Source organism: Alkanindiges illinoisensis DSM 15370 (assembly GCF_000619845.1).
Classification (GTDB): domain Bacteria; phylum Pseudomonadota; class Gammaproteobacteria; order Pseudomonadales; family Moraxellaceae; genus Alkanindiges; species Alkanindiges illinoisensis.
Window position 1 is genome coordinate 667,731 of sequence record NZ_JHUX01000003.1, and the last position, 25,069, is coordinate 692,799.

The following is a 25,069-nucleotide window of genomic DNA, read 5'->3' on the forward strand; positions in this document are numbered from 1 at the left end:
CTCTAAGCTTTGATATTTCAAAATTTTTAATCGATAAAAAACCCCGCTACTCATTGAGTATCAGGGCTTTTTATTAATTAATCAGAAATTATGGCTTTTCAACAATCGCCACGACACCCTGACCACCCGCTGCACAAATCGAAATCAGTGCACGGCCTGAACCTTTTTCGTTCAGCAATTTAGCTGCAGTGGCAATAATACGTCCGCCAGTTGCTGCAAATGGATGACCCGCCGCTAAAGATGAACCATTCACGTTTAACTTGCTACGATCAATAGAACCCAACGGCTTGTCCAGACCTAAACGCTCTTTGCAGAAAGTTGGGTCTTCCCATGCTTTAAGGGTAGACAATACCTGAGACGCAAACGCTTCATGGATTTCGTAGAAGTCAAAGTCTTGCAGGGTTAAGCCAGCGCGCTCCAGCATACGTGGAACGGCATAAGCAGGCGCCATCAGCAAGCCTTCTTTTTTGCCCACAAAGTCAACTGCCGCGGTCTCAGAGAAGCTCAGGTAAGCCAGTACTTCATGACCATTGGCTTTTGCCCATTCTTCAGATGCCAGCAGTACAACAGATGCACCGTCAGTTAATGGGGTTGAGTTACCCGCAGTCATGGTGGCGTTTTCGCCTTTGCCAAATACTGGCTTGAGCTTGGCCAGTTTTTCAACCGAGCTGTCTGGACGCAGGTTGTTGTCACGGGTTAAGCCCATAAATGGGGTGATCAGGTCATCAAAGAAACCACGCTCGTAGGCAGCCGCCATTTTCTGGTGGCTAGATGCTGCCAGCGCATCCTGATCTTCACGGGCAATATTCCATTCCAGTGCCGTAATCGCCTGATGGTCGCCCATGGACAGGCCAGTGCGTGGTTCGCCATTTTTAGGCGCATCCAGCAAGTCTTTTACATTGATTTTGCTCAAGGCTTTGAGGCGGTCTTTACCAGTTTTGGCAATATTCAGCTCAAGGAATACTTTACGCAGGCCATCACCAAAAGCAATTGGCGCATCAGATGTGGTATCAACACCGCCCGCAACACCGACTTCAATCTGGCCCAGTGCAATTTTGTTGGCAACCAGAAAGGCTGCCTGCAAGCCAGTACCACACGCTTGCTGAATGTCATACGCTGGGGTTTCTGGTGCCAGCGCAGTGTTTAATACACACTCGCGGGTCATGTTGAAGTCGCGGCTATGCTTGAGTACGGCACCAGCAACCACTTCGCCTAAACGCTGGCCTTGCAGGTTAAAACGTTCAACCAGACCATTTAATGCTGCGGTGAACATATCAATATTGGAAGCAGTGAAGTATGGGCCATTTGAACGGGCAAATGGAATACGGTTGCCGCCGATAATGGCAACGCGACGAACAGAAGCAGCTTGTTTGCTCATGGATGAGTCCTGTTTTTGGGTGGAAGTGGTCGCAGTTTTTTTGGTAGCACTGCGCTTGGTCGCATTGCTATTGCTTGCACTGCTTTTAGTTGCACTGGCACGACGGGTTGTCGTCGCTGAAGATGCTGTACCGCTGGTAGAGGAACGCGGGGCACGTGTCGATGCACGTTTGGCAGCAGGCTTGGGCGTACTGGAAGTAGTACTGGCCTTGGCTGCGGTTTCCCCAGTGTTGCTCGATTCGGGTTGGTCTTTTGAGGATTGACTCATAAGTGCCCCAAAACAAAGAGTTGAGAGGGGCTAACCTTAACATAAAGTTGCTGCAAAGTATTGACTGCAATGCCCACCAGTTTTGCCTAAAAGTCAAATATCTAGCTGGCAATCTTGGGTAGCATAGACCCAAGTTATCTTGTATAGACAGCTTACATAGACAGCCTGCCTGGACAATGCAGTTGTATATTTAACATGCTGGAACAGCCTGCAGAAACGCAAAGTCAGTGAAAAACCACATGTTATCCATTGCAATTACTGTAGTGATGTCCTACTGTTTATACCATTTTAGATGGCCGCTCAAGGATGGAGTACGCTGTTTTTATTCAGGTTATGCACTTTTGAGATGAGAGATAAATCATGAGCGATCGTTATCAGGCATTTGCCAATTCTGCTTTAGGTAAACTGGTTATCAAGAATCTGGGTCTGCCAGCGCCGATTGAGCTGGATCGTTATGAGCCGGGCAAGCCGCTGGTTAATGGTGCTGTGTTGTTTGGTGCAGCGCCGGATAGCACCCTGTCTGCAGCAATCAGTGATGCACTGGCCAGCATTCATGCCGATACCTATGCCGGTGACAATGCCCAGCTCCAGCAAGTAGCTGCCAAATCCGGCCTGAACCTGCGCGCCTTTAACAGTGGTGACAAGGAATCACGCTTCAAGGCATTTATTTTTGATGCATCGGGTATTGCAAATTCTGAACAGCTGGTTGAACTGTATAATTTCTTTCATCCGGTTGCGCGTCAGTTAATGCCATCTGGCCGTGTGATTATCGTTGGCCGTGCGCCAGAAGCGGCAGGTAGCGTCAAAGCAGCAACTGCCCAGCGCGCGCTGGAAGGCTTTGTGAAGTCAGTTGGTAAGGAATTCAAAAAAGGTGTTGCGGCCCAGCTGGTTTATGTTGGCAAGGGTGCCGAGAAAAATCTTGAATCCACATTACGCTTTTTGATTTCTCCAAAATCTGCTTATGTTTCTGGTCAGGTTGTGAATGTTAACAAGGCTGCAACTGTGAATGTTGACTGGAGCATGCCGCTAACTGGTAAAACTGTGCTGGTTACTGGCGCAAGTCGCGGGATTGGTGAGGCGATTGCCCGTACCATGGCACGTGATGGCGCGCATGTGATTTGTCTGGATATTCCAGCGCAGGATGCCGACCTGCAACGTGTTGCTGGTGAAATTGGCGGTAGCGTACTGGCACTGGACATTACGGCTGAAGATGCTGGCCAGAAAATCAAGGAATTTTCAGCAGGCAAGGGCGGTCTGGACGTGATTGTTCACAACGCAGGCGTAACCCGTGACAAGACCTTGGCCAACATGAAAGAAAACCTGTGGGACATGGTGCTGAACATTAATTTAAGTGCTGCTGAGCGCATTAATGACTACCTGCTGGAAAACGATGGCTTAAATGCCAATGGCCGTATCATTTGCGTGTCTTCCATTAGTGGTATTGCCGGTAACATGGGTCAAACCAACTATGCAGCATCCAAAGCCGGGGTAATTGGCCTGGTGAAATTTACTGCACCTGTGCTGAAAAACGGTATTACCATTAATGCAGTGGCTCCGGGCTTTATTGAAACGCAAATGACTGCAGCCATTCCTTTGGCAATTCGTGAAGCGGGTCGTCGCATGAACTCCATGCAGCAAGGTGGTCAGCCGGTTGATGTGGCTGAAGCGATTGCCTGGTTTGCCAACCCAGCCTCTACTGGTGTAAATGGCAACGTGGTACGGGTGTGCGGACAAAGTTTGCTGGGTGCTTAATCCGGCACTTTCAAGCGGGGTGCTTTGGGCGCCCCGTTTGTCTTTATAGCCAGCTATATTTACTGATGTTAATTGATATTTTGAGGAAACCAGCATGAGCATCCGCCATTTTGATGCATTACCCAAGCCCTATAAGGCTTATGGTAAAGTGATTTTATCCCTGATCAAAAAACCAAAGGTTAAAACCAAGACCTTACCGCAGGCGGAATATATTGTTGACCGCTTAAATATTGATGAAAAACACTTAAAAGCTTATAACGATATTTGCACTTTTAAAAATGATGGCACGGTGCCTGCCATGTATCTGGCAGTACTGGCGCAATCATTGCAAATGAGCATGATGACGGAAGAACCGTTTCCGTTTGCATTGCTGGGCATGGTACATATCCGTAATGTGGTACGCCAAACCCGCAAAATCGAAGCAAATGAGGTATTAACCCTGTCGTGCAAATTTGGCGAGCTGCGTCCGCATGACAAAGGCCAGCAGTTTGATTTTATCACTGCTGCTAGCGTCAATGGCGAACAAGTGTATAGCGGTGTTACCACCTATCTAGTGCGCCAGAAAGTCGAAGCGGCTGCCAAGTCTGACAAGCCCAAGGATAATTGCAAGCCTGGCTATAACAACACACAGGACTGGAGCATTCCGGAAAATATTGGCCGCCGCTATGCTGCCATTTCGGGTGACGTCAACCTGATCCATATTCATGAGTATACTGCCAAGGCCTTTGGCTTTAAGCGCGCCATTGCCCATGGCATGTGGACCAAAGCTCGCTCGCTGGCTGCACTGGGCGATTTGCCGGATGCTTATGAAGCCGACGTGCAGTTTAAGTTGCCAGTATTTATTCCAACCAAGGTAACTTTGCAAAGTGTCAAAGATTCCAATATTCTGTTTGAGCTGTGCGATACCAAAACGGGCAAGCCACATTTAAGTGGTCAGGTTACTTCACTCTAATACACTACTTCGTACAAGTTAGTGCGTGATAGCACAGTGTATAAGCAGCCCTTGCATCTTTCGTAATGCAGGGGTTTTTTTATTGATTAAATGATGCGATTTTGCTCAGCCAGTTCGCTATTTTTTAAAAGTCATTCAATTCAAGAGCCGTTTAAGCTATAACTGAACTCTTGCCTTACACAAACAGGATGTGACATGCAATTCCCATTTTGGCCAAAGGGTACAAATGTTCAGCTTCACGGGGCTTATGATAATTCCTTTACGCCACTGATTCAGGCATTTAAACAGATTCAGCCACAAGCCTATCGCGGTGGTTCGGCACTAGCTGTTTACTTTCAGGGCAAAAAAGTCGTGGATGTCTGGACGGGTGCCATGAAACAGGACACACCCTGGCAAGAAGACAGCATGGCATTGAGTTTTTCAACAGGTAAGGCAGCTCTAGCAACGCTGGTGCACCGTCTGGCTGATCAGGGACTGCTGGATTATGACCAGACCATTGCACATTACTGGCCGGAATTTGCCAAAAATGGCAAGGATAAGATTACGATAAGGCATGTGCTGGCGCATCAGTCTGGCCTATTTGACATTCGCCAGAATATCCAGTCGGCGGTGCAAATGCTGGACTGGCATGACATGCTAAAGGTCTATGAAAATGCTACGCCACGCTTTGAACCCGGCACAAAGGTGGCGTATCAGGCGCTCAGTTTTGGCTGGCTGCTGGGTGGTGTGGTTGAAAAAGTTACTGGTCAGTCGGTGTGTGAGGTTTTCCAAAAGGAACTGGTGACACCACTGGGGCTGGATGGTGCCTATTTTGGCGTGCCTAGCAGCGAACTGGAGCGTGTGGCACGGCCTATTGTGCCAAACAACCCTCAGCAAGCTGAGGACAACCAGAAAACCCGACCAGCCACTCAAAAAAACCTGTTGCCCAATGGACGCAGACCTTTAACCTTGCAGGAAAAAATGTTCAAACTTACTGGCCTTGATCCCTATGAGGCTGAAGATGCATTGATGCCCAAGGGAATTAGCCGGTTTAGCTTTTTTACCGACCGCGTTTTGCAGGCCTGTATTCCTGCAGCCAATGGGGTATTTACCGCAAGGTCGCTGGCAAAAATGTATGCCATGCTGGTTAATGAAGGTGAAATTGATGGCCAGCAATATCTGTCACCAGAACGGGTGCGCCTATTAAGCCAGATTCAAAATACCCAGCGTGACCGTATTATGTCTTTGCCCATGAACTGGCGGCTGGGCTATCACCGGATTTTGTCGCTGGGTAAGCGTGTACCGGAAGGTTTTGGGCATATCGGTTATAACGGCTCTGGCGCGTGGTGCGATCCATCCCGTGGTTTAAGCTTTGCCTATGTGCATAACTTTGCTGGCAGTAGCATTACTGGTGATCCGCGCCTGTGGTGGCTGACCCAGACTGCGCTGCAAAATGCCGATTTAAACCTGACTGGCAAGAAAGGCTGGTTTTAAAAGCACAAGCCTTGCAGATTGTTGTAAGGTTTTAGTCCTTAAAAGCTAGGCTGGAAAACGCCCTGAGACTGATTCTTCCGGCAGGGGAATGGCATGATGGGTGCGCAATAAGCTTGCAAACTCTTCAGGCAGCACGGCCTTGCTAAAATAATAGCCCTGCATCTGGTCGCAGGAATTCTGGCGCAGAAAGTCTTCCTGTTCTTCAGTTTCAACGCCTTCTGCAATCACGGTCATGCACAGTGTTTTACCCATTGCAATAATGGCTTCGGTAATGGCCTTGTCGCTTGCATTGGTTGCCACTTCCCGGATAAAGGAGCGATCAACCTTTAAAGTATCAATCGGGAAGTTTTTGAGCTGTGCCAATGAGGAATAGCCTGTTCCAAAGTCATCAATGGCTAGCCGCACGCCTATCTCTTTGATGGCAGCAAGCAGCGTAATGGCCTTGGCCGGATCACGCATCACCAGACCTTCGGTAATTTCCAGTTCAAGCAACCTTGGGTCCATGCCTGTTTCCTGAAGGATGGTGGCAATGTCGAGCAGCAAATGGTCGTCGGTAAACTGGCGTACCGACAGGTTTACAGCCATACAAACCGGAGGCAGGCCTTCGCGCTGCCATGCCATGTTTTGCAGGCACGCTGTACGCAGCACCCATTTGCCAATTGGAACAATCATGCCAGTTTCTTCGGCAATGGGAATAAACTGGGCAGGAGAGATGGTGCCAAGTTCCGGGTTTTGCCAGCGCAACAGCGCTTCTACACCGGAAATTGCACCGGAAGCCAGATCGCGCTTGGCCTGGTAGTACACTGTAAACTCGTTGCGCTCCAGCGCTTGGCGAAGATTAGTTTCAAGCGCCATGCGTTCCAGTGCATGGGAGCGGACTTGGGCCGAAAAAAACTGATAGTTATTTTTGCCCGCTTCTTTGGCGGCATACATGGCAATGTCTGCACTTTTGGTCAGGGTGAGTTCGTCCTGCGCATCATCAGGAAAAATGGCAATACCAACGCTTGCGGTTACCCGGCATTCCTGCCCCTGTAGCACAAAAGGAGCAATAGCCGCGTCGACAATTTTGCGTGCAATGATCGCAATTTCTTTTTTCTCATGCACTTGAGGCACCAGCACGACAAACTCATCACCTCCCAAACGTGCCACAATATCGCTGGCCCGCAGGGTTTGCCGGAAACGGGTAGAAATTTCTTTTAAAAGCTGATCCCCAGCCTGATGACCCAGGGTATCATTAATAAACTTGAAGCGGTCAAGGTCAATAAAAAGCACCGCAAAGCTTCCGCCGTAGCGCAGTGCTGACTGAACAGCAACCCCCAGCATCTGGTTATACATGACCCGGTTGGGCAGTCCAGTCAAGCCATCGTGGGTGGCAAGGTGTTCAATCCGGGCATCGGCGCGCTTTTGTTCTGAAATATCCCGTGCAACCCCGCGATATCCTTGCAAAACACCGTTACTGTCCAGCACTGCCTCACCACTAACGCTAATATAAAGGTCGTGATTGTCGGGAACATCAAAATGTAATATTAGATCCCGAAACGGCTGATGTGCCGTGATCTGGGCCTTATGTGCTTCCCAACCGCCGGGCGTCTTGATGGTAATACCGGATTCAAACAGGCGTTTACCCAGTAGCATTTCTGGTGGTAAATCCTTGCTGGCACGTCCACTTTCAAAACGGGTAATACGAAAGTCGGCGTCCTGCTCCCAATACCAGTCTGATGACAAATCTGTTAATGCCCGAAAGCGTTCCTCACTTTCCTTGATGGTCTTATTGTTGGCGATCAATCGTGAGCGCAAGAAATGCAAATAAATACTGCCAAAAATTAAGCGGCCAATCGTAAGAATAAGCGAGATATACAATAGAACTTTGATGGCTAATGTTGGTGTAGCAAATGTAATGCCCGCACCAGACAGCATGAATGCGCCCAGTCCCACAGCAAAGGTAATAAACAAAATAATAAACTGGCGAACGGTCAGCAAAAACAGGCCATATGCTGCGCCTTCAATGATCCGGATTAAAAATAAAAAATTCAGCTGGGGCAGTAAAAATAAACCAAGAAACTGGTTTGCAGATACTATTAACAAATGAGGAAGCGCCAGCGTAGGATCTTTAAAGCGCTCACTTAATCCGGTTTTATGCAGGATATAAAAACTGGCACTACATATAATGGCAATCGTGGTATACAAAAACCAGAACCAGAGCGGCAGGTTGGCAAATATCACCAAGCCGCCAAGCAGGCTAATTTCAACAATCCAGTTGAGCGCACCAATCTTTACAGCCATTAGCCGGAGGTTATAAGCTTTTTGACCTTTTGCTGTCCGATCGCTGGTTATACTCATTATACTCATCCATTATATACAGCGTTTTTTCGGTCATGGGCTGGTGTTAGCCGTTAGAACCGCTGGGCAAAGTGTCCTTAAATCCGGTTAGTCCCTGCAAAATAAGACCGCAATCCGGCCTTTTAAGGTTACAGCTTTACCTGATATATCATTGCCTTGATACCATCGAACATACAAACAAAGCTATATTTCGTCAATGCAAATTATCGTCAGTGACTGAAGGACTTTAAGTAAAAGCTGTTACATTTCGTCGGCAGTCTGTATCTCCGGGTTTCTAGTGACAGACAGGGCAGAATACAGAAATGGAAGAGGTGCCTAGAGATGTGATTTTTAGGGTTTAAGCTTTTAAGCGCTAATAATGATTGTAAATGCGGATAGCCAAGGCTTTTTACTCTACTCAATGGAATAACAAAAGTGGAAAAGGTAACGGAAAAAACATGCAAAAAATGATTTTGCTGGTTGAGGACGAAGCTGCCATTGCTGAACCTTTACAGTATGCCTTAAAGCGCGAAAACTGGCAGGTATTGTGGTTTACAACCGCGATTGATGCCTTGAATGCGTTGGCCCAGCAGAAGTTTGATTTTATTATTCTGGATGTGGGCTTGCCAGATATGGATGGCTTTGAACTGTGCCGTAAAATCCGTCAGCACTGGCAAACACCGCTGTTATTTCTTACTGCACGTAATGATGAGATAGAGCGTATTATTGGTATTGAAATTGGTGCGGATGATTATTGTGGCAAGCCATTTAGTCCACGCGAAATTATTTCCAGAATCAAGGCCATCTGGCGGCGTATGGAATTGACGGCTGCTAATGGGCAGCATCCCGATAAATTGACACAAACCCAAGCAACTGAATCCCATGAAAAAATTATTGAATTTTCCCCTTGGTATGCTGATTTAAACCGTTACCAGATTAAATATCATGGCCAGTTATTACAATTGACCCGCTATGAAGCAGGCTTGCTGCTATTTTTACTCAAGCATCCTGAACAGGTGTTTAGCCGCATACAATTAATGCAGCAAGTGTGGGAGCATCCGGACCACAGTCTGGAGCGCACCGTGGATACGCATATCAAGTCATTACGGCAAAAGCTGAAGCTGGTGAGTGATGATGAGCCAATCACCACTCATCGTGGGCTGGGCTATAGCCTGAAGCGATAATTAGCCATGTCAATTTTTGTGCGCATCTGGTTTGGCTTTAGTCTGGTTTTGCTGATTGGCAGTTTTTTTATTCTTAGTAGCCTGCAACAGCAAATCAAGCCCAATATCCGGCAGGTGGTGGAAGACACGCTGGCCGACAATGCCAATATGATTGCCGCACTGGTCGCTGATGACATTGCCAATGGCATAGTACAAACGCCAGAGTTTGACCAGAAAATGCAAGCCACTTTAAGCCGGGTGCTTGATGCCAAAATCTGGAACATGCAAAAAAGTGCCATTCACCAGAATGTATATATTACGGATCAGCATGGACGCGTCATTTATGATTCTACCGGGCAATATACTGGACAGGATTTCTCGCGCTGGAATGATATTTACCTGACCTTAAGAGGGCAGTATGGCGTGCGGTCAACCCGCACTGATCCAAGGGATGAAAACAGCTCTGCCATGTATGTGGCCGCACCGGTGATTTACCACAACGAGTTGATTGGGGTGGTTAGCCTTGGCAAAAAAGGCCAGTCGGTGCAGCCTTATATTGAGGCAGCACAGCACCAGATGCTGATTAAAGCCAGTATTGTGGTGGTTTTTTCACTGCTACTGTGCGGCTTTGTGGCGTGGTGGCTAAAGCGTAGTATTGAAAAGGTGCGTCAGTATGCCCTTGCACTGGCGGCCAATCGTCAGCAGCAGCCTTATTTTTATTCTGCACGCGAGCTAAATGATTTGGCTCATGCCATCACCACGATGCGGCAGCAACTGGAAGACCGGGCCTATGTTGAACACTATGTGCATACCTTAACGCATGAATTAAAAAGCCCACTCACCGCAATCCATGCCAGTGCTGAATTGCTGGAAGAGGCTTTGCCACCGGATGACCAGCAGTATTTTGCACGACAAATCCAGCAGCAAACCCATCGCTTGCAGGATCTGGTAGAGCGGCTATTGTTACTGGCTAAACTGGAAAAAACGGATGAGGATTTTGAGTTACAAACCGTTGATTTAAAAAGCCTGATGCAGAATTCACTGGCACAGCGCAAAGGCATTATTCAGCAGCGCCAGATTGAAGTTCAAACCAGTTTTAACGCTGCCTGCCTGATTCAGGCGGAACCTTTCTGGCTGGGGCAGGCGCTGGCCAATCTCTTGGACAATGCCATTTCATTTACGCCAGCAGGCAAAACGCTAACCATTGCGCTTGAACACTCAGCGCAGCAACTGGTTTTAAACATTATTAATCAGGGGCCAGCTATTCCAGACTATGCCCTCAGCCATATTTTTGAGCGCTATTATTCATTACCACGCCCCGATACCGGCTTAAAAAGCACTGGTTTAGGTTTAACGCTGGTTAAGGAAGTGCTGGATAAACATCAGGCCACTATAACCATTGAGAATAGGGCGGATGGTGTTGCCGTAAGTATTTATTTTAGTGCCTGACAGCTTTGCAGGCACATTTGAGTTTTGGAATTGATTCAAAATTTGACTTCATATTGAGTTCATCAAAAGTTCAATTGATTTTCATATTCAGTTCACCTGTAGCACATGTGCATTTCTCACAATACCTCAATCTTCAATGAGGAATCTGAAAAATGCGAAGTTTAGGTGCCAAATTTACCTTTATAGCCGGGCTATGCTTTTGTTTTTTGATCGGCCTGTTCTTTGTTAAAAGCATTGTGCATGAGCGGCAACGTTATGCGCAGCAGGCGATTGAAGAAATCGCGCGCGATAATTATGGTGCACAAACGGTGATGAGTCCGTTTATTGTGGTTCCCATAAGCCAGTTTACTTGCTCAGCCAAGGAAGCCCAAACCAAAACCCAACAGCAGTGTACGACCACGGTTTATCAAACCATTTATACCAGCCAAAGCCAGTGGCAAAACCAGTTGAAGGTCGCCCAGAATTTTCGTAAAGGCATTTACCACGCCACCAATTATGACAACAAAATTAGCATACAGGGACGTTTTATCCCAGATAGCGCATTGCTCAAACCAAGCGATGGTCAAGTGGTGCAATGGCACAAGGCAAGAATTTATCTGGCTGTGTCTGACTTGCGTGGGCTGTCACAGCAACCCGTGATTACGCTTCAGGACAGGAAATTCCAGTTTGGTTTGCCAGAGGACAGTGAAATCCTGAATGGCCTGCCATTTGGCTATACCAGTTTTGCCATTGGTGAACTGGCCAAAAACAGTGTGGATTTTAAGCTGGATTTTAGTCTGGCTGGCCTGCAATCGTTCCGGCTAATTCCTTTAGGCAAAAGTATTGATGCCACACTGCAAGCTAACTGGGCGCACCCGAATTTTTCAGGGGGTATTTCGCCTCTGTATAAAACCATTAGCCGCCAGTCAACCAGTGCGCAATGGAATAATACCTATGCACCCACCAGCAATTCCCGTTTGCTCAGCACCTGTTTGCTCACCCAGCAGGACAGCGCCTGTGAAAAATTAAAAACCCTGCATGCTTATAGCAATGACTCTGCTGCGTATGATAAGCCGGAACAACTTAAGGGTTCTGCCGAAAGTTTTAATATCCAGTTTTTTGAACCCACAAATGTCTATAGCTTAACTGACCGCACCTTGAAGTATGCCTTGCTTTTTTTACTGATTATTTTTGGCACTTTCTTTTTGTTTGAAGTGTTAAAAGGCTTGCAGGTGCATCCTGTCCAGTATGCGCTAGTGGGTGCGGCCCAAGGCGTCTTTTATTTGCTATTGCTATCCTTTAGTGAGCAATTTGCCTTTGGCTGGGCTTATGTGGGTTCCAGTGCTGCCTGTATCCTGCTGATTAGCTGGTATGTCATTTACGTACTGAAAGGCGTTGGTCGTGCCTTTAGCCTGGGTCTCGTGCTAACAGCCATGTATGGCACCTTGTATATCCTGTTGCGCTCACAACAGCACACCTTAATGCTGGGTTCAGTCATGGTTTTTGCCCTGATTGCCGTGGTGATGTTCTTAACCCGTCACATCAACTGGTATCAGCTTAACCAGCCAAAAAGTAAAGCTTAGGTTTTTTATTGCGAAATAACATTGCTCAGCCATGCAACTGTCTGTAATAGGCAGTTTGCATATGCTTCAGAGCGGCAAAGCTAACAGTTAACGCATTCACGGAATTCAAACCATGACATATTATCCTAGTGTAAAAGAAGCCATCGCACCAACTTACCCCAGACTTTCCAGACCTGATTTAACCCCAAACAAACAGCCATTCGTTGCACAGGAAGATTCTAAAAGTTTACTGGAAGATTTGGCAGGCCATATTTTAAGGCTGGAAAATCCCGATCAGGTTGCAGCATATCTCGACAGCAGATTTGGAAAAATGGCCATCAGTCAGTTTGAGCCAGAACAAGGTTTTAGCAGTGCACAACAGCAATTTTCGCTATTAGGCTTGAATATCCTTTATGAAAATAACCGGCCCAGAGTGCTGATATTTAAAAAGTTGCTAAGCTTTAAAAAACTGTTTTTCAGGCCATCAGAACATGGTTGTAATACGAAGACAGGATTATTGGCACATTTACGCCAGCAAGAAATTGGATTTGTTAATCTGGGTAGTGTAGTGATTACCACAACTCATCATGCGAGCAATGCAGGTGCAATAATGTGTAGTTATTTTTTTAGGCCTGCTGCGCAGGAAATGATGATTGAAGAAATAACTTATCATTACTTGCTGAGCAGATAAGATAAGGATAACCAGTATATGCATGTCAACACTAGTGAAAATCGTACCAACTGAGATGAGGGGCAAATTTTTTTAACCGCTTTTTGGCTCAAATCGGCTATGCTATGGGCTTAAACAGGAGCGTTCATGTATCAGGTTCTTGCGCGTAAATATCGCCCACGCAACTTTAATCAGCTGGTGGGGCAAACTCATGTATCCCGGGCATTAACCAGTGCGCTGGAGCGTAACCGCCTGCATCATGCTTATTTGTTTACCGGTACGCGTGGGGTGGGCAAGACTACCATTGCGCGTATTTTGTCCAAGTGCCTGAACTGTGAAACTGGTATTACGGCCACGCCCTGTGAAGTTTGCGCCACCTGTGTTGCCATTAATCAGGGCCGTTTTATTGACCTGATTGAAATTGACGCCGCCTCGCGCACCAAGGTGGAAGACACGCGCGAATTGCTGGATAACGTCCCCTATGCGCCAACACAGGGACGATATAAGGTTTACTTGATTGACGAAGTGCACATGCTGTCAACGCACAGCTTTAATGCGCTGCTTAAAACCTTGGAAGAACCACCAGAACACGTCAAATTTTTACTGGCCACAACCGATCCACAAAAGCTGCCAGTCACTGTGCTATCGCGTTGTTTGCAGTTTACCCTGCGGCCATTGCAGCAGCAGGAAATCCATGATCACCTGCACAACATTCTGGATCAGGAACAAATTGGCTATGATGACAAAGCCCTGTGGCAACTGGCCGAAGCTGCACAAGGTTCGCTCCGGGATGCGCTGTCACTAACCGATCAGGCGATTGCTTTTGGTCAGGGGCAATTGCAGGGTAGTGATGTACAGGACATGCTGGGCCTGCTGGATAAAGGGCAGATTGTGCATTTGTTGCAGTCGATTTACCAGAATAACGGCCAGCAGGTGAGCCAGATTCTGCAAAATCTGGCCAATCAGGCGGTTGATTTAAAGGCCGTACTGGATCAGCTAATTACCTTGTTGCATCAACTGGCCTTACTACAGGTGTTACCGCAGGTGCCGTTGCAGGGTACGCAGGAATACCAGCAGCAGTTGCGTCAACTGGCACAGCAGGTTGATCCCAGTGATGTTCAGCTGTATTACCAGATTGCCCTGCAGGGCCGACAGGATTTAAAACTGGCGGTAAGCCTGCAACAGGGCTTCGATATGTGTATTTTGCGCATGCTGGCCTTTAAGCCACTGGGCAGTAATACCCAGATTGTAGAACACTCCAGTGCTGGTTTAATTGCAGCCCAGCAGCCTACTCAGGTTAATGCAAGCAATCATACCCCAGTATTACAACCTGCCAGTGCTGCACCTGATGATCAACTGGCTAAAGACAATACCAGCTTGGCAGTTGACCCGACGAAATCAATTCCTGAACTACAAGATACGCCGATCAAATCCACTGATCAGCCTGAAATAACAGGGCAGACTGGTTTTGAGGAACTTGCGCCGAAAGATGAGTTGATTCTGGATGACGCAACAGAAAGCCAGTTCATAGAACATGAAATATTAGAAAATCAATTAATTGAAAATCAAACTATAGAACATGACTTACTCACTCAGAATGAGTTTTTCGTCAGTCAGTCAAACGCTTTAGACCTTCAGCCTTTACAGGTAGCAGAGCAAGAACGTCATGAACTGGATTTGTTTGGTGAAGCTATTAGGTCTATACCTGCTGAGCAGACAAGGACTTTAACTGAGGCTGATCAGCAAGTTGATGTTGTATCAGATACAAATCTGAACAGCATGCAGCAGTGGAGTAATGAGCAGGCATTTGAGGCAGTTAATGACTTAAATATTCAAGGTCAAAATACTCAGTTGCAAGAAGTTCAATTGCAAGATAATCAGGCTAACGAAATCAAGCCTCAAGAAGTCTGGGTTGTACCCCAGCAAATTACCGTTATTCCTGAAAGTAATCCAAGCCAGTTATTGCCACAGCAAATATTGCAGCATAGTTCTGTTGAGCTAACCGGGCAGTGGAATATTGAAAAATGGGAATGCTGGTTGCGTGAAGCGGACATTAGTCCTGCCATTCGCAATCTGGCACAGCATGGTTTGATTCGTGGTGAGATTGGGCAAACTTCGATATTTGTAATTTCTCCTGAACATCGCCTGATGGCTACCGAGCTATTTGATGGGCTAATTGCAGCATTAACGCAGCAATGGCCAGATAGCAGTGTGGAACTGGTATTTGAACCTATTAATGAACCCTTGCCTTTAGAATTAAAAGCAATCCGGCGGGAAAAAGCCTTGCAGCAGGCTGATTATTTGCTTCGGCAAGAACCTGTAGTTCAGCCTTTAATTGCCCAGTTTGAAGCCAGCCTGACCAATGTCAGCTTCAAGGAATAAAGTTTCCTTACGCTTTGTTTGCACACTTGAGCAAAACCTTACGCAAAATGTACTGGTAGCCAAAAACAACTGGGGTATAACTGTTGGATTCCTAAAAGAAGCAGCAGGTATGGTATGGCAAATATTTCATTAATCGTGGGCAGTTTGCGCCGGGAATCCATCAATTTAAAAATTGCCAAGGCATTAATCAAGCTGGCAGAGCAGGAAAACTTGCCGCATCAATTTAAGCTGGTGGATATTGCTAGTCTGCCATTATATAACGAGGATTTATGGGAGGATATTCCCGAAGCGGTTACCCAGTTTAAGATCACCATAAAGAATACCGATGCCTTGCTGTTTGTGACACCAGAATATAACCGCTCGGTGCCTTCACCTTTAAAAAATGCATTGGACTGGGGATCACGGCCCAGTAATGACAACAGCTGGAAGCACAAGCCAGCGGCCATGCTGGGAGCCAGTCCGGGGCAGGTGGGTACGGCGGTAGCACAGTCGCATTTACGCAGTATTTTACTAACGCTAAACACGCGTGTGATGGGCCAGCCGGAAATTTACCTTAAATTTGAAGAAAGCATGGTGAATGATAATAATGAAATTACCAGCGAAAGAACCCGGCAATTTTTATTGAAGTTTTTAAATAAGTTTAACGAGTGGATTGATGAAGTGGGGCCTGCTACGGCTTGAATTCACTTCATCACGGTTAAACGAAACAAGGTTAACGTTGTAAGACTGCTTATTTAATCGGCCGTTACTAATAACTGTGCTAGTGCTTCACGTAACTGATCCGGTATGGCAACAGCTTGCCGAGTTTGCCGATCCACAAACACATGCACAAAATGTCCTTGCGCCACGGCTTGCTGATCGCCCGGCTTAAAAATTGCCAATTCATAACGTACCGATGAGCGACCCAGATGGGCAACCCGCAGCGCGCCTTCAAGCGCATCCGGGAAAGCAACCGGCGCAAAATAGCTACAGCCGGAATCCACGACCAATCCAATAATAGGGCCATCATGAATGTCCAGTCCGCCTTGCTCAATCAGGTAGCGGTTGGCGGTGCTGTCAAAATAGCTGTAATACATGACATTGTTAACATGGCCATAAATATCATTATCGGCCCAGCGCGTCGTTAGGGCTGAAAACCAGCTAAAGTCTTTACGCTGATAGGCCACAGGTTTGGCAGCCGGGCTGGATTTAGAAGCGGGTACAGAAGTATTCATCAGTTTCTCAAAAATGCTTTCTTAAAAACTCTTTCTCATAAACGCTGGTGGTTGACGTAATAGTAATCAGGCATAAACCGCCTGATAAATCGCCAGTGCATCGGCATGGGTAACTTCACGTGGGTTATTCACCAGCAAGCGGGTTTGCAGCATGGCATCACGCGCTAGCATTTCAAGGTCTTGTTCAGGAACATTCAATTGGCTTAAGCGATGGGGTAAACCACTGTCCAGAATGTGCTGCTCCAGACGATCAATCAACTGGTTAGCCAATTCCATGTCTGAACCTTGTGCTGCCGGATTTAACATCAGCATCAGTTCAGCATAGTGTTTTGCCGCATGGCTTAGGTTAAAGCGGATCACTTCACACAGCACCAGTGCATTGGAAAGGCCATGCGAAATATGATAATGCCCGCCCAGTGGGTAAGCCAGCGCATGAACGGCGGCAACGGGTGAGTTGGCAAAAGCCTGTCCAGCCAGCATGGCACCAAACAGCATGTTCTGGCGTGCTTCCAGATTGTGGCCTTCATGGACGGCGGTTTGCAGGTTTTGATCCAGTAATACCAGTGCCTGTTTGGCCAGCATGTCGGAATACAGGTTTTTCTTGTGTACACTGGTATAGGCTTCGATGGCATGCACCATGGCATCAATTCCGGTGGCTGCAGTAACAGCAGGTGGCAGGCCAGTGGTGAGTTCAGCATCCAGCAGGGCAAGATCTGCATACAATACGGGCGATACCACACCCATCTTGGTAGTTTCACCAGTGGTCACAATGGCCACGCTGGTGACTTCTGAGCCAGTACCGGCAGTGGTGGGTACTTGAATCAATGGCAAACGCTGGCCCTGAATGTTACCTACACCATAAATGTCGCTTAAGGCCTGGGTTTGCTTTGGATTGGCCAAAATGGCAATCAGCTTGGCCACATCCATGGAACTGCCGCCGCCATAGCCAATCACTCCGTCAATTTGCTTTGACTTTGCCTGTTCAACTGCAGCCAGAATCACATGATCCGGTGGGTCGGCCAGTACCTGATCATAAATGCTGTATTCAATCCCTGCATTATTCAGGCTTTGTAGTGCATCGTGATGCAACTGGTATTGCACAATGCCGCCATCGGTAACAAACATCACATGACTTAAGCCCAGTCGCTTACAGTGCTCACCAAGCTGATGCCGGGAGCCAGCAGCACAGATAATTTGTTTAACAGTATCAAAGCTAAAGTGATTCATGGTTTATTCCCTGGTGGCAAATGGTCCCTGATTCCTGTCAGAATCATTCATATTGTGGCACGGGCTATAGCAGTGTGCCTAGCGTTGCCGCTATACTCAATTGGTTTATTTTGTTAGGAAAAGCGTGCAATGGCAAGCTCGCCATATCAGGTATTGTGTGTCTGTCTGGGGAATATCTGTCGTTCGCCCACGGCAGAAATTATTTTAAAACATTATGTAAAGCTTGCAGGCTTGCCAGTAGAAATTGATTCTGCGGGAACCAGCAATTACCATCCCAACAAGGCGCCAGACCCGCGCACGCAAAAATTTGCCCGTGCCCGGGGTTATGATTTGTCGCACTTGCGCGCGCGCCAGATTTGCCGGGAAGACTACGACCAGTTTGACCTGATTCTGGCAATGGATGAGACCAACCTGTCAGATTTACAGTGGCAAATTAATAATCTGGTGCAGCAAGGTGAGCTGCATGCATCAGTCATGGATCGTCTGGCGCTAATGAGTGAGCATGACCCGAAATTTTCCCGGCAGGCAATCCCTGATCCTTATTTTGGTCAGGCCAGCGACTTTGAGCGGGTCATTGTACAATGTGAAAGTGCAGCACAGGCCTGGGTAGAATACTGGCAGGCCAATTTAGATATCCTGCGCCGCCAATCTTAATTTATCCAGACTAAGCTATTACCTAAGCGATCACCGTTAAGTGAAAATAAGCCCTGATTTTCTAAATTAGTCTTTTTGAATTGGTTTTTCTGAATTGAGTATCCTGAATGTTGCAGTGTGAACAAAACGCCAGTTTAAAACCGTTTAATACCTTAAGCCTAAACAGCAGGGCACGGTATCTGGCCAGCGTAACAACAGAAGATGACTTATTGGCTATTCTGCAATCAGTCACTGCAAAGCGGTTGCCGGTTTTTGTTTTATCAGGTGGTAGCAATGTTCTGTTGTCCGAGTTTATAGATGCGCTGGTGATCCGGCCATTGTTGCGTGGCATCCGGGCTATTGCCGAGAACACACAGCAGGTATTGGTTGAGGTAATGGCGGGTGAAGAATGGCATCCGTTTGTGCAATATGCGCTGGCTCAGGGCTGGTACGGCCTGGAAAACCTATCGCTGATTCCAGGCTATGTGGGTGCGTCACCGATTCAAAATATTGGCGCTTATGGGGTTGAAGTCAGCCAGTATATTCATCACATTAAAGCGTGGCACTTACCAACCGGGCGCTGGCATATCCTGCAGCCAGCACAGTGCCAGTTTGGTTACCGTGACAGTATTTTCAAGCAACAGCCGGGTGACTGGATTATTAGTCGGGTAGTGTTTTGCTTAAGCAGGCAACCCCATCTGGCCCTAAATTATGGCGATGTACGTGAACAGGCCGGGTTACATCCAACCCCGGAATCGGTAGCAAAAGCCATTATCCAGATTCGTCAGTCCAAATTGCCAGATCCTAAAAAGATTGCAAATGTGGGCAGCTTTTTTAAGAATCCGGTCATTGATATTGCCCACTATGAACAGTTAAAACATCATTATCCCCCGTTAGGCTCTTACCTGCAGCCCAATGGACAGGTTAAGGTGGCAGCAGGCTGGTTGATTGACCAGGCTGGATGGAAGGGCAAGAGCATTGGTAGTGTAGGAATGTATGAAAAGCAGGCGCTGGTGCTGGTCAACCGGCATATTGCTTCACTGGCTGATGTGCAGCAGGTGAGTAAAGCTGTGCAGGATTCGGTATTCCAGAAATTTGCAATCCGGCTGGAGCAGGAACCGGTTCTGGTTAAATTTTAAGCGTTAATAATGATAAAATGAGGAACTATGACAGCAGTATCCTGGCCTAAACGAACAATAAAGCGGTTGGCAGCCCTTGCATTGTTAGTGGTTGCAGTTGTGCTGTTTATCATGAGCCCGTTTTATGCGCGGGCTATCCTGTGGGGTCTTAACAAGATTCCGGTAACGGTCAATCAGGTGGCTGCGGCCAGCCAGAAAGGAGATGGCCGTATCGAGGAAGTGGACCAGCCTGAACCTGGCTCACCAGAATGGCAACAACAGCAGCAGCAAATTGCTGAGCAGCAGGCGCAACAGTTATTAAAGGAATTTGACCAACAGGAAGCAGCACAAAAAGATCCGCAGCCTAAAGATTCTGCCAATGGCACAACAAGTGAGAGTACAGATAAAGCACAGAATGTTCCCAGTCTGGCAGAAACACTGGCCAAATTGCAGGACGATTATTTACAAGATAGCAGTCAGGTACAAAAACAGTCTGCAAATGCTGCTAGCAACCATACTGACAGTAATCAGCCAGCAAAACAGAATATAGCAAAGAAGTTAAATAAAAATCAGGCGCATGTCATCGTAGTGCTAGGCGGTGGACTAGGCCGTGATGCAATGCATAATATTGTGGTCAATGCTTATACTCGCATGCGTCTTGAAAAAGCAGTGCGCCAGAAGCAGCATAATCCATTACCCATCTTGCTGAGTGGTGTAGAAGCACCGTATATGCAAAACTGGCTTAAGGCGCATCAGGTGGACGCCCGTTTGATGGAAAACCGTAGCATGAACACCTGTGAAAACACGCGCTTTAGTGCTCTGCTATTGCAAAAAAAAGGTGGTGCCCCACGTGTTGAGCTGATTACTGATGCCTATCACATGCCGCGTGCCAGACGCCTGTTTGCCATGAATGGCATTGATACTATTCCTGTAGTGGCGCCACTACCAAATGCACCAACCCGATGGAAGCCCAGCAAAAGCAATCTGATGCATAGCCGCCGGGCAACCTATGAAGCCATTGCCAGTATCCGTGATTTATGGTTTGGTGAAACCAACTGCCGTGAGGTGCCCTGATGAATAAACCCTATCCTTTTCAGTCGCCTGCGGTATTGCGTGCAACCCAGTTGCCATTGCCGGATCGTGAGAGCACGCCGGATGCGCTGCCGTTATTAAGCATCAGCGAGCCAATGATGCTAAGTCCGGTGCTCGAAGGTTATCAAACCCTGTATGGCCTAAACAAGATTGACGCCTTGCACTGGCAAGGATACTTAAATGTGGCTCAGCATAAAACCCATATTCAGGTATTTCAGCCCAAGCAACAGATTCATGGCACAGTCTGGCTGATCCATGGCTATCTGGAGCATAGCGGTATTTATCAGCCGATTATTGAGGAAATCATTGAGCAGGGTTTTAGTGTCATTACCTATGACCTGCCGGGGCATGGCTTAACGGAAGGGCCTGTGGCCAGTATTCAGGAATTTGCAGTATATCAGGCCATATTGTCTGAAATTGGCGAGTGGGCTGCACCGCATAGTGACCAGTTGCCAAAACCGTGGCTGGGCATTGGGCAAAGTACTGGTGGTGCCATCTGGATTGACCATACCCTGACAGCAGCATCCCAGCGTCGTTCGCCCATGATTGACCGTGCACTGCTATTGTCGCCACTGGTACGGCCGGCCAAAAGTGCATGGTGGCACAACAGCGTTGGCCTGACCCTGATCAAAAAAATAAAGCGTAACGTGCCGCGCAACTTCAGGCGCAATAACCACAATCCTGAATTTTTACGCTTTGTACGGCTAACAGACCCTTTGCAACCACGGGTGATGAGCCTTGAGTGGATTCTGGCGCTGGCTAAATGGATGGTAAGAATTGAGCAGTTGCCGGCCTGCCGGATTCCAGTCTGGGTGGCACAGGGCGCCAAGGATGAAACCGTAGACTGGCGTTATAACCTTGAATTTATCCGCAAGAAGTTTCGCCTGCAAACCCTGCTGATTCTGGAAGAAGGTTCGCATCAGCTCATCAATGAACGGGCGGACATCCGTGCTGCCTTAACCGGTCTGATTCCGGCTTTCCTGCATTCCAATGAGATCAAGCGTTATTATTTTGATCCTGAATAAAACGCCTATTTGTTCCATCTTCTAATCGCTTTAAATAAAATAATTTTTATTCAAAAGTTAAATAGAAAACAGGAATTGTACAGCCTGCATTACTCAGGCAGTCTATGATATTTCTATCTTTTTTCTTACGATTACTGCCTAACTATGAAAATTGCCACATGGAATGTCAATTCACTCAATGTCCGCGCGCCACAGGTCTTGGACTGGTTGAAAACCGAAGCCGTTGATATTTTATGCGTGCAGGAAACCAAAATAGAAGACCACAAGTTCCCCTATGATGAATTTGCCAATATTGGCTATCAGGCGGTGCATCTGGGGCAAAAAACCTATAACGGCGTTGCAATTATTAGCAAGCATCCTATTGAAGAGGTGCAGTTTGATATTCCTGATCTGGAAGACATCCAAAAGCGGGTAGTGGCAGCAACCATTCATGGTATCCGGATTATCTGTGTGTATATCCCCAATGGGCAAAGTGTGGGTTCAGACAAATATCTGTACAAACTACAATGGTTACAAGCACTCACCGCATACCTTGAGCAGCAGTTACAGCAATATCCCAAGCTAGCCTTGCTCGGTGACTATAATATTGCGCCCGAAGACCGCGATGTTTATGACCCGGAGCGATGGCAAGGTAGTGTGCTGGTGAGTGAACCTGAGCGGGCTGCGTTTCGGCAACTGCAAGCATTAGGTTTGCATGACAGTTTTCGCCTGTTTGAGCAGCCTGAAAAACTCTATAGCTGGTGGGATTACCGCATGGTGGCCTTTCGGCGCAATCTGGGCCTGCGTATTGACCATATTTTAATTAGTTCGGCACTGGTGCCCGCTGCAAAATCCAGCTGGATTGACCGTGCGCCGCGCAAGCTGGAACGTCCATCCGATCATACGCCTGTCGTTTTAGAGCTGGACATTGGCTAAACGTCATACCCCAGTTTTTATTGAATCGTTACTAATTTCTTATGATTATTAGACTTCTTTCAAAAGTAAATCCAACTCGCCTTCGACCACTTCGACAAGACCTTGGCATAAGCCTGTCGAATGCTCAGTGACCGTCCTTCGACAAGCTCAGGAACCATGTCGAAACTGGACTTTTGAAAGAGATCTATTGATCCAGTAAATGATTATCCTTGGGCAGGGTTTTGGCCATATATAAATGTTTGTGCTTGGAGACCAGAATCACTTCGCTGTGCAGTTCCAGCTCACCAAATTCCGGTTCAACTTCCACATAATGCAGGTGACCGTGCTGGTCACGTACCCGCGCTTGTGCACTAAAGCCGGGCCGGGCATCACCACGGCAAATGGTTGCAATCCGTCCCAGTAGCTCAGGCTGGCCAATTACCGGCATGGTGCGGTCACTATACATGAGCTGGCTCAGCCAATGACTTAAAAAAGCGGTAAACAACAGGCTTACTAGCAACACCGGAAGAATAATCAGCCAGACCGACGCAAAGGCATCAGTCATGGCATAGCAGATAAACTGGAACAAATAGCCAAACACACCAGTGCTCAGCAAAAACAGGATAGACAGGATAAAAATAGGGAACTGATTGGCATGCAGGCGTTTAAGGATATAGACCACCACGCGCGGCAGGTGGGCTTCAATCCAGGCAGACGGGCTAAATTTTAATGAAGTACCCAGCGTTTCGCTCAATGCCAGCAGCAGCATGCTGATTAGTGCAAGAGTAAACAGCAAGAACGGTGCTGAAAAAAAGATTGAACCTGTCATGGCTGTCCTCGCCAAATTCACCAGCTTTATTCCCCATCATTAACCCATGACTGGTTTGTAAAAGCTGGTCTATGTCCTTATTCAACCAGATAAATGCCACCATCGGAATGGACACTGATTTCTACCGGCGTTAGATGATCGCCCTGACATGGGCCAAAAATACAGGCTCCATCTTCAACCTGAAATAGTGCCCCATGCGTGGAACAAATAATGTATTCACGATCCATATCCAGAAACTGGTTTTCCTGATATTCCAGCTCTGTGCCCAGATGCGGACAATTATTAAGATAAGCATAAAATGCCCCATCACGCTGGGTAATAAAGATTGGGCCTTTATCGGTATCAAAGCCGCGGGCCTCACGTTCCGGAATATCTTCAGTATTACACAGTCGTTGCATGATGGGTTGCATGGGTCACACCTTTGCGAAAACTTTAAAACACTTAACGATGGGAAAATTAACCCACAGTAAATTAAATAGCAGCTAAATCACTGGCAAATGAACCAGCTTGCAAAATAGCCTGATATTGTTCAACGGACAGGCGTGGCCCATACTGGCTCACCACTTTGGACGCAGTTGCAGCAGCTAGCTTTCCACAATTTTCCAGTGTATAGCCTTTATTCAGGCCATATAAAAATGCACCGGCAAAGGCATCTCCAGCACCCAGTGTATCAATGGCATTGCAGGGCACTGCTTCAATGGTCAGACGTTTGCCAGAACGTGTTGCAATAATGGCGCCCTGTTCACTACGGGTGATAATGACAATATTGCCAAGATTCAGCAAAGCAGCAACCGTATCGTCCAGTTGCTCAGTCCCGGTATACATGCGGGCTTCATGCTCATTACAAAACAGGATGTCTACCCCGTCAGCGATCAGGTCATCAAGACCTTCACGGGCATATTGCACCATGGCTGGATCAGACAAGGTAATTGCTGTTGCAATATTACTGTCTTTGGCAATTTCACGGGCATGTTTAACCGCCAAACGTGCCGTAGGACTGGTGGCCAAATAGCCTTCAATATATAAATATTTGGCTGTTTTTAAGGGTTCAAAATCAATCTGCGCAGCACTTAATTCGGCGGTAATCCCCAGATAGGTTTGCATGGTGCGCTCACTATCCGGCGTTACCAGTACCACGCAAGTGCCAGTTTCGCCTTCACTCATTGAGCTGCTGGAAGTCTGCACATTCGCCTGACTTAAGCCATTGAGGTAAAACCGGCCAAAATCATCGTTGCCTACACGGCAGGCATAAAACGCTGATCCACCCATTGCAGTAAATGCCACAGTAGAGTTGGCTGCCGAGCCACCACTGGCCTGTTCCTGCGCATGATGATTCTGATTTAAGTGGGCTAGTAATTGCTGCTGGGCAGTTTGCTCAGCCAGTTGCATGGTGCCTTTGAGCAGTTGATGCTGTTGTAAAAACTGATCATCTACACTGTATTCCAGATCAACCAGCGCATTTCCAATAACATACAAATCAACTGACATAAGCGTTATTCCCTTTTTTCCTGTGTTTCACTGACCCGTATTTCACTAAGTAAGCTGCCTAACCTGATTATAGTAACCGGCTACAGTAACAGGTGGTTTAAAGAGGCAAAGATTATCATGCATTTAGATAGATAAATATATTTTTGCCTTGAAATTTCTGCACCTCAGCTTAACTTAAACTAATGCCCGGCCTGTTTTAGCAT

General features: G+C 47.2%; 20 protein-coding genes and 1 pseudogene. 14 read left to right on the forward strand and 7 right to left on the reverse strand.

Annotated features, from left to right (window positions below; translation table 11 throughout):
• Window positions 1-88: 88 nt before the first annotated feature.
• Window positions 89-1,492: pseudogene (locus tag Q337_RS0103545) on the reverse strand (acetyl-CoA C-acetyltransferase); the annotation flags it as partial.
• A 513-nt stretch (window positions 1,493-2,005) separates the two neighbouring features.
• Here Q337_RS0103545 and Q337_RS0103550 point away from each other — a divergent pair.
• From Q337_RS0103550 to Q337_RS16645, 3 genes are all read left to right on the forward strand, one after another.
• The gene (locus Q337_RS0103550) at window positions 2,006-3,397 is read left to right on the forward strand and encodes a 3-oxoacyl-ACP reductase (RefSeq protein ID WP_026470418.1); all 1,392 of its coding nucleotides are present in this window, start codon (window positions 2,006-2,008) and stop codon (window positions 3,395-3,397) included.
• A gap of 94 nt (window positions 3,398-3,491) precedes the next feature.
• The gene (locus tag Q337_RS0103555) at window positions 3,492-4,349 is read left to right on the forward strand and encodes a MaoC family dehydratase (RefSeq protein ID WP_026470419.1); all 858 of its coding nucleotides are present in this window, start codon (window positions 3,492-3,494) and stop codon (window positions 4,347-4,349) included.
• A gap of 195 nt (window positions 4,350-4,544) precedes the next feature.
• Entirely contained in the window at window positions 4,545-5,822 is a 1,278-nt protein-coding gene (locus Q337_RS16645; RefSeq protein WP_051526528.1) for a serine hydrolase domain-containing protein, read from the forward strand.
• Window positions 5,823-5,867: 45 nt separating this feature from the next.
• Here the strand turns inward: Q337_RS16645 and Q337_RS19320 are convergent, their stop codons facing one another.
• Window positions 5,868-8,162 (reverse strand): putative bifunctional diguanylate cyclase/phosphodiesterase, encoded by a 2,295-nt coding sequence (locus tag Q337_RS19320; RefSeq protein WP_051526529.1) that lies wholly within the window; start codon window positions 8,160-8,162, stop codon window positions 5,868-5,870.
• Window positions 8,163-8,599: 437 nt separating this feature from the next.
• On the opposite strand from Q337_RS19320, the gene creB reads away from it, so the two are divergent.
• From creB to Q337_RS0103595, 6 genes are all read left to right on the forward strand, one after another.
• Window positions 8,600-9,325 (forward strand): two-component system response regulator CreB, encoded by a 726-nt coding sequence (gene creB, locus Q337_RS0103570; protein ID WP_026470420.1) that lies wholly within the window; start codon window positions 8,600-8,602, stop codon window positions 9,323-9,325.
• Window positions 9,326-9,331: 6 nt separating this feature from the next.
• A complete protein-coding gene (creC, locus tag Q337_RS16655) occupies window positions 9,332-10,753 on the forward strand; it encodes a two-component system sensor histidine kinase CreC (RefSeq protein ID WP_051526530.1) in 1,422 nt (473 codons plus the stop codon).
• Between the two features lie 152 nt (window positions 10,754-10,905).
• Complete coding sequence (creD, locus tag Q337_RS18270) at window positions 10,906-12,315, forward strand: cell envelope integrity protein CreD (RefSeq protein ID WP_026470421.1); 1,410 nt, start codon at window positions 10,906-10,908, stop codon at window positions 12,313-12,315.
• Window positions 12,316-12,427: 112 nt separating this feature from the next.
• Window positions 12,428-12,985, forward strand: a complete 558-nt coding sequence (locus Q337_RS0103585; RefSeq protein ID WP_026470422.1) for a hypothetical protein — start codon at window positions 12,428-12,430, stop codon at window positions 12,983-12,985.
• Between the two features lie 126 nt (window positions 12,986-13,111).
• On the forward strand, window positions 13,112-15,346 hold the full coding sequence (gene dnaX, locus Q337_RS0103590) for a DNA polymerase III subunit gamma/tau (RefSeq protein ID WP_026470423.1): 2,235 nt from the start codon (window positions 13,112-13,114) through the stop codon (window positions 15,344-15,346).
• Window positions 15,347-15,460: 114 nt separating this feature from the next.
• Window positions 15,461-16,027 (forward strand): NADPH-dependent FMN reductase, encoded by a 567-nt coding sequence (locus tag Q337_RS0103595; protein WP_026470424.1) that lies wholly within the window; start codon window positions 15,461-15,463, stop codon window positions 16,025-16,027.
• Window positions 16,028-16,080: 53 nt separating this feature from the next.
• On the opposite strand, the gene Q337_RS0103600 is transcribed toward Q337_RS0103595, so the two are convergent.
• Together Q337_RS0103600 and Q337_RS0103605 are read right to left on the reverse strand one after the other, a co-directional pair.
• Entirely contained in the window at window positions 16,081-16,560 is a 480-nt protein-coding gene (locus Q337_RS0103600; RefSeq protein WP_051526531.1) for an acyl-CoA thioesterase, read from the reverse strand.
• A gap of 66 nt (window positions 16,561-16,626) precedes the next feature.
• On the reverse strand, window positions 16,627-17,787 hold the full coding sequence (locus Q337_RS0103605) for an iron-containing alcohol dehydrogenase (protein ID WP_026470426.1): 1,161 nt from the start codon (window positions 17,785-17,787) through the stop codon (window positions 16,627-16,629).
• A gap of 129 nt (window positions 17,788-17,916) precedes the next feature.
• Between Q337_RS0103605 and Q337_RS0103610 the strand changes: the two genes are divergently transcribed.
• The 5 genes from Q337_RS0103610 to xth all read left to right on the forward strand — a co-directional run bounded on the left by Q337_RS0103610 (window position 17,917) and on the right by xth (window position 22,570).
• Entirely contained in the window at window positions 17,917-18,441 is a 525-nt protein-coding gene (locus Q337_RS0103610) for a low molecular weight protein-tyrosine-phosphatase (RefSeq protein WP_026470427.1), read from the forward strand.
• 110 nt (window positions 18,442-18,551) lie between these two features.
• Window positions 18,552-19,559 carry a UDP-N-acetylmuramate dehydrogenase gene (gene murB, locus Q337_RS0103615; RefSeq protein ID WP_407636760.1) on the forward strand — a complete coding sequence of 336 codons (1,008 nt, stop codon included), beginning with the start codon at window positions 18,552-18,554 and terminating at the stop codon, window positions 19,557-19,559.
• A 111-nt stretch (window positions 19,560-19,670) separates the two neighbouring features.
• Window positions 19,671-20,612, forward strand: a complete 942-nt coding sequence (locus Q337_RS0103620) for a YdcF family protein (RefSeq protein WP_228133072.1) — start codon at window positions 19,671-19,673, stop codon at window positions 20,610-20,612.
• Entirely contained in the window at window positions 20,612-21,655 is a 1,044-nt protein-coding gene (locus tag Q337_RS0103625; protein ID WP_034279182.1) for an alpha/beta hydrolase, read from the forward strand. Before Q337_RS0103620 ends, Q337_RS0103625 begins: the two co-directional genes overlap by 1 nt.
• A gap of 144 nt (window positions 21,656-21,799) precedes the next feature.
• Complete coding sequence (gene xth, locus Q337_RS0103630) at window positions 21,800-22,570, forward strand: exodeoxyribonuclease III (RefSeq protein WP_026470431.1); 771 nt, start codon at window positions 21,800-21,802, stop codon at window positions 22,568-22,570.
• A gap of 184 nt (window positions 22,571-22,754) precedes the next feature.
• Here the strand turns inward: xth and Q337_RS0103635 are convergent, their stop codons facing one another.
• The 3 genes from Q337_RS0103635 to Q337_RS0103645 all read right to left on the reverse strand — a co-directional run bounded on the left by Q337_RS0103635 (window position 22,755) and on the right by Q337_RS0103645 (window position 24,866).
• A complete protein-coding gene (locus Q337_RS0103635) occupies window positions 22,755-23,378 on the reverse strand; it encodes an OB-fold-containig protein (protein WP_034279183.1) in 624 nt (207 codons plus the stop codon).
• A 77-nt stretch (window positions 23,379-23,455) separates the two neighbouring features.
• A complete protein-coding gene (locus Q337_RS0103640; RefSeq protein WP_026470433.1) occupies window positions 23,456-23,776 on the reverse strand; it encodes a Rieske (2Fe-2S) protein in 321 nt (106 codons plus the stop codon).
• 73 nt (window positions 23,777-23,849) lie between these two features.
• Window positions 23,850-24,866 carry an adenosine kinase gene (locus Q337_RS0103645; protein WP_034279184.1) on the reverse strand — a complete coding sequence of 339 codons (1,017 nt, stop codon included), beginning with the start codon at window positions 24,864-24,866 and terminating at the stop codon, window positions 23,850-23,852.
• Between the last annotated feature and the right edge of the window lie 203 nt (window positions 24,867-25,069).

What these genes read in the sequence shown, in the direction of transcription:
- Q337_RS0103585 (WP_026470422.1), top strand. Translation starts at nt 12,428, where the DNA reads ATGACATATTATCCTAGTGTAAAAGAAGCCATCGCACCAACTTACCCC.
- xth (WP_026470431.1), top strand. Translation starts at nt 21,800, where the DNA reads ATGAAAATTGCCACATGGAATGTCAATTCACTCAATGTCCGCGCGCCA.
- Q337_RS0103640 (WP_026470433.1), bottom strand. Translation starts at nt 23,776, where the DNA reads ATGCAACGACTGTGTAATACTGAAGATATTCCGGAACGTGAGGCCCGC.
- creB (WP_026470420.1), top strand. Translation starts at nt 8,600, where the DNA reads ATGCAAAAAATGATTTTGCTGGTTGAGGACGAAGCTGCCATTGCTGAA.
- Q337_RS0103610 (WP_026470427.1), top strand. Translation starts at nt 17,917, where the DNA reads ATGGCAAGCTCGCCATATCAGGTATTGTGTGTCTGTCTGGGGAATATC.
- Q337_RS0103595 (WP_026470424.1), top strand. Translation starts at nt 15,461, where the DNA reads ATGGCAAATATTTCATTAATCGTGGGCAGTTTGCGCCGGGAATCCATC.
- creC (WP_051526530.1), top strand. Translation starts at nt 9,332, where the DNA reads ATGTCAATTTTTGTGCGCATCTGGTTTGGCTTTAGTCTGGTTTTGCTG.
- Q337_RS0103555 (WP_026470419.1), top strand. Translation starts at nt 3,492, where the DNA reads ATGAGCATCCGCCATTTTGATGCATTACCCAAGCCCTATAAGGCTTAT.
- Q337_RS0103600 (WP_051526531.1), bottom strand. Translation starts at nt 16,560, where the DNA reads ATGAATACTTCTGTACCCGCTTCTAAATCCAGCCCGGCTGCCAAACCT.
- Q337_RS0103620 (WP_228133072.1), top strand. Translation starts at nt 19,671, where the DNA reads ATGAGCCCGTTTTATGCGCGGGCTATCCTGTGGGGTCTTAACAAGATT.
- Q337_RS16645 (WP_051526528.1), top strand. Translation starts at nt 4,545, where the DNA reads ATGCAATTCCCATTTTGGCCAAAGGGTACAAATGTTCAGCTTCACGGG.
- Q337_RS0103635 (WP_034279183.1), bottom strand. Translation starts at nt 23,378, where the DNA reads ATGACAGGTTCAATCTTTTTTTCAGCACCGTTCTTGCTGTTTACTCTT.
- Q337_RS0103625 (WP_034279182.1), top strand. Translation starts at nt 20,612, where the DNA reads ATGAATAAACCCTATCCTTTTCAGTCGCCTGCGGTATTGCGTGCAACC.
- Q337_RS19320 (WP_051526529.1), bottom strand. Translation starts at nt 8,162, where the DNA reads ATGAGTATAACCAGCGATCGGACAGCAAAAGGTCAAAAAGCTTATAAC.
- Q337_RS0103645 (WP_034279184.1), bottom strand. Translation starts at nt 24,866, where the DNA reads ATGTCAGTTGATTTGTATGTTATTGGAAATGCGCTGGTTGATCTGGAA.
- dnaX (WP_026470423.1), top strand. Translation starts at nt 13,112, where the DNA reads ATGTATCAGGTTCTTGCGCGTAAATATCGCCCACGCAACTTTAATCAG.
- Q337_RS0103605 (WP_026470426.1), bottom strand. Translation starts at nt 17,787, where the DNA reads ATGAATCACTTTAGCTTTGATACTGTTAAACAAATTATCTGTGCTGCT.
- Q337_RS0103550 (WP_026470418.1), top strand. Translation starts at nt 2,006, where the DNA reads ATGAGCGATCGTTATCAGGCATTTGCCAATTCTGCTTTAGGTAAACTG.
- creD (WP_026470421.1), top strand. Translation starts at nt 10,906, where the DNA reads ATGCGAAGTTTAGGTGCCAAATTTACCTTTATAGCCGGGCTATGCTTT.